4 protein-coding genes and 1 pseudogene are annotated in these 4075 nt (G+C 50.0%); 2 read left to right on the top strand and 3 right to left on the bottom strand.

The genetic code is table 11. The annotated features are described in order from the left end of the window. Positions 1 to 481 (top strand): annotated as a pseudogene (locus tag ACWA6V_RS18285) (ABC transporter ATP-binding protein); the annotation flags it as partial. Positions 482 to 558: 77 nt separating this feature from the next. Here the strand turns inward: ACWA6V_RS18285 and ACWA6V_RS18280 are convergent. The 3 genes from ACWA6V_RS18280 to ACWA6V_RS18270 form a co-directional block, all read right to left on the bottom strand. Next, complete coding sequence (locus tag ACWA6V_RS18280) at positions 559 to 1122, bottom strand: hypothetical protein (protein WP_449523839.1); 564 nt, start codon at positions 1120 to 1122, stop codon at positions 559 to 561. A 248-nt stretch (positions 1123 to 1370) separates the two neighbouring features. After that, positions 1371 to 2936, bottom strand: coding sequence for a TerC family protein (locus ACWA6V_RS18275; RefSeq protein ID WP_449523838.1), 1566 nt, complete (start codon positions 2934 to 2936; stop codon positions 1371 to 1373). Between the two features lie 21 nt (positions 2937 to 2957). Beyond that, entirely contained in the window at positions 2958 to 3611 is a 654-nt protein-coding gene (locus ACWA6V_RS18270; RefSeq protein WP_449523837.1) for an exopolysaccharide biosynthesis protein, read from the bottom strand. A 178-nt stretch (positions 3612 to 3789) separates the two neighbouring features. Between ACWA6V_RS18270 and ACWA6V_RS18265 the strand changes: the two genes are divergently transcribed. Continuing rightward, the coding region (locus ACWA6V_RS18265; RefSeq protein WP_449523836.1) for a peptidogalycan biosysnthesis protein at positions 3790 to 4075 on the top strand (286 nt) is incomplete at its 3' end.

Raw genomic sequence — 4075 nt, 5'->3', positions numbered from 1 at the left:
ATTTGAAGACGCGGTGATTGTGGTATCGCATGACCGCCATTTATTGCGTAATACAGTGAATGAATTTTTGCTGGTTGCCGACGGTAGTGTGAGTGAGTTTGATGGCGATCTGGAAGATTATTACAAATGGATGCAGCAACAAAAAACCAATGCGGCTACCGCTGAAAAAGAAACCGCTATTGCCAGTGAGAGCGACGGAAAAGTTGATAAAAAGGCCCAGCGTCAGCAATCTGCAGCCCAGCGCGCGCAATTGAAACCGCTCACCAACAAATTAAAAAATCTTGAAAGCCAGATGGAAAAATTGCAGAAGCGCTTGGGGGAAATAGAATCCCTTTTGGGCGACAGTAGTATTTACGAAGATAAAAACAAAACCAAACTGCAAGAGTTATTGGCCGAACAAGGCAAGCTGCAAGCTCAATTGGAAGAGACTGAAGAAAACTGGCTGATGGTTAGCGAAGAATTGGAGGCGGCAAGCCAATAAGTTTATCAACGAATATAAATCATCTGAAAATAAAAAAGCCGGAATAAAATTCCGGCTTTTTTATTACTAAGGCAGCATTAGAAATTCATGCGCAAGCCAATACCAATTTCTGAAGCTTCTGAACCCAAGCCAACATCGGCAGTCACTGAAAATTGTGGCGCGAACCAGTAAGCAACTCCACCGCCGAGCACAGTATTGCCATCAAATGCGGTGTGGTGAGAGAGTTCTACTTTCGCTTCAACATTATTGTTGATAAAACCACGCAGACCAGCAGCAACAATCAAACCTGAATCGCTATCACCTGCGTCAGGAGAAATATTTTCCGCGCTCAGCGTGCCGTACATGCTGGAGTCAGCACCAAACAGGGTATGGTATCCAATACCGGCGCTGATTGCTTCTGAACCGCAGCGACCACCACTCACATCACTGTAAGAACCTATCGCAAAAAAATCATCATTTAATTCAAGGCTGCCGCTTAAACGCAATCCATCCTGGTTGCAATCATAATCATCAACATCTTGATCAATAAATTGTAACGCAGCGTAATTGTAGCTAACACCCGGCGCCGCATTAACACTCACGCTACCCGCTAAACCTGCAACAGCAACGAAGTAGCTCATTTTTTTCAGTGTGTTTTTCATAATTTTTACTCTCCAGTAAGGTCGTTCACGGTGATACTAGTTGTTGTGGATGAATAAATCCTGAACACAATTGTGTGGGGAATTTGCTGCGCGCATTATCGGTGGAAGTTATCGATTTGACGGTGCGGTAGGTCACGTTAAATTTATTAGTGACCTACCCTTAGAGTTAAATAGGTGCAATTGACAACAAAAAGCGGAAATTAATTATGTTTACAACATAATGATATGAATTAATTTTCATCAATAAATTAATACCCGATTTGCGTGATGCCGGGATCATCCTCCAACAATATTGCATAGACTTGCAAAATACGGCGCCCCTCCATACGACTAATGGTAAATTCGTAGCCCGCGAGCCTGATGGCCTCACCGGCAACGGGGACATGTTGTAATTGTTCGAGCAATAATCCAGCGAGCGTAAAATAATCGCCATCGCCGCGCGTTAGTTTGATGCGCAGCAATTCTTCTACTTGTTCCAGCGATATGCTGCCATCAAGCATCCAACCGCCATCAGTCTCGGTCGCGAGAGGCTCATCGTAGGTATCGGCCAGTTCGCCTGCGATGGCAGCGAGCAGGTCGCCCGTGGTCACTACGCCTTTGATACTGCCGTATTCATCGATCACTATCGCCAGTGGTAATGGCTCCTGGCGCAGCATCTCCAGTACTTTAAGTGCGCTGGTGCCCTCGGGTACGGCGAGGGGAGAGAGCGCAAGTTTGGCGAGGTCGAGCGGTTGGTTGCTAAGCGCGGCGGTAAGCAGATCGCGGCTTTGCACTACGCCGAGCAAATTATCCAGCTCATCACGCGCTACCAGCAGGCGGGTTTGCGGAGTCGTTTTAAGGATTTCCAGAAGCTCGGCTGGTGTCGCTTGGGCATCGACCCACACGATATCCGGGCGCGGTGTCATCAGCGATTGCACCGGACGCTCAGACAACTGCAATACGCTGCGAATCATACTGCGCTCGCTGTGTTCAAATGCCAGCTCTTCATCATGGGGGGCGGCAGTCATGCCGGCGATATCGGCGCCGACTTCATCGGCATCGCTGCGCCCACCCAGCAATTTCAGTACCGCTTCGGCGGTGCGATCGCGCAGCGGGCGTTCGCCGATTAAATGGCGAGTGCGATTGGAGCGCGCCAACTGGTTGAATATTTCGATCAGCACCGAGAAGGCGATAGCGCCGTAGAGATAGCCTTTGGGGATTTCAAAGCCCGCGCCCTCAGCCACCAGACTAAAGCCGATCATCAACAAAAAGCCGAGGCAGAGCATAACCACGGTGGGGTGGCGATTCACAAAATCGGTCAGTGCCTTGCTCGCAATGATCATGATCAACATGGCGATCACCACCGCAATCATCATGACTTCCAGATGATCGACCATGCCGACCGCGGTGATTACCGCATCGAGGGAGAAGACCGCATCCAGCACAATAATCTGCGCCACTACCGCCCAGAAAGCGGCATGGACGCGAGTGTTGCGCGGTAGGTGGATCTTGCCCTCGAGCCGCTCATGCACCTCAACCGTCGCCTTGAAGAGAAGGAAGATACCGCCCAACAAAAGAATCAGGTCGCGCCCTGAAAGACTTTTATCAAAAACACTGAACAGCGGCTGGGTAAGTGTCACCAACCAGGAAATGCCAGCCAGCAGCAATAGGCGCATCAGCAGCGCCAAGCCCAAACCAATGACCCGCGCCTTGTCGCGCTGATGCGGCGGTAACTTATTAGCCAAAATAGCGATGAAGATCAGATTGTCGATCCCCAGCACAATTTCCAACACTATCAGGGTTAACAGCCCCAGCCAGGCGCTGGGATCAGCCATCCATTCCACGATATATCCCCATCACACCATTTGATCGAGCATGGCCAGCACGGTCTGCACCGCAACCCAGACCAATCCGCTCAAGAACACCCAGGCTGAAATGCCAATGGCAATGCCCACCAGCACACATACGCCATCGCTTTCGATCAAACCCAAGGCGATAAACAGAATGCCTAACGCAGGCAGCAAGTTCCCAAGGGGAATTGGCAACACCAGCAAAAATGCCAGCAGGACACAAAATGCACCCAGCCAGCGCTCGGCGCTGCCAAGTGTCAGGACAGAAATACGTGGGCGCATCAGCTTTTCAATACGCCTTAGCCAGGGAGCAACCTTATTAACCAATTTTTGGAAATCAACGGTGGCGATAGAGCTGTCGGCAATCCAGCGCGGCAAGTAGACGCGCTTGTGCCCTAGCGCCATTTGTACCGCGATAAACAGCATCGGCAAGCCGGTAATGGTGGATACACCCGGAATACCAATAATTGGCAATGAGTTTGGCAAGGCGAAAATCAGCAGGATAAAACCAAAGGAGCGCTGCCCAAGGGATTCGGTAATGTCGCGGACCCGCACCCGCTCAGCGGTGAAGTTCGCGGCAAAAGCGATGAGTAACGCGGATAAACTGGCACTGGAGTGACGCAAAGCAGCTGGCCTTTGGTCGGGTTCAGACGATGGCATTGAGAAACCAGATGTTATAAAGATGGCAGGATTCTACTGTAGTCAGAGCGACAATGACCAGCAGAGGGGTTTGCCGTTGCGAAACTTTACGCATATGCAACGCAAAATCACCCACAACCGTATTACAGGTATTAATCTAACCGTCTGTTTTTCTACTTTAAGACCAAGGGACAAAACTGTGCAGATTCGTTTTATCGATTCAATTCACCAAATTAACGCTGCGCACTGGAATCAGCTTTGCCCATCCGACTATCCCTTTGTACGGCACGAGTTTTTGGCCGCACTGGAAGACAGTGGCTGTACTAGCGCGGCAACGGGCTGGCAAGCACAGCACTTATTACTATTCTCCGATGAGCAATTAATCGGCGCTATGCCCGGTTACATTAAAACCCACTCCTATGGCGAATACGTGTTTGATTGGAGCTGGGCGGATGCTTATCGCCGCTACGGTGTTGATTATTATC

It is taken from the genome of Cellvibrio sp. (genome assembly GCF_053579595.1).
Note: the sequence above shows the minus strand (reverse complement) of the source record. Positions and strands in the feature narration are given on the sequence as shown.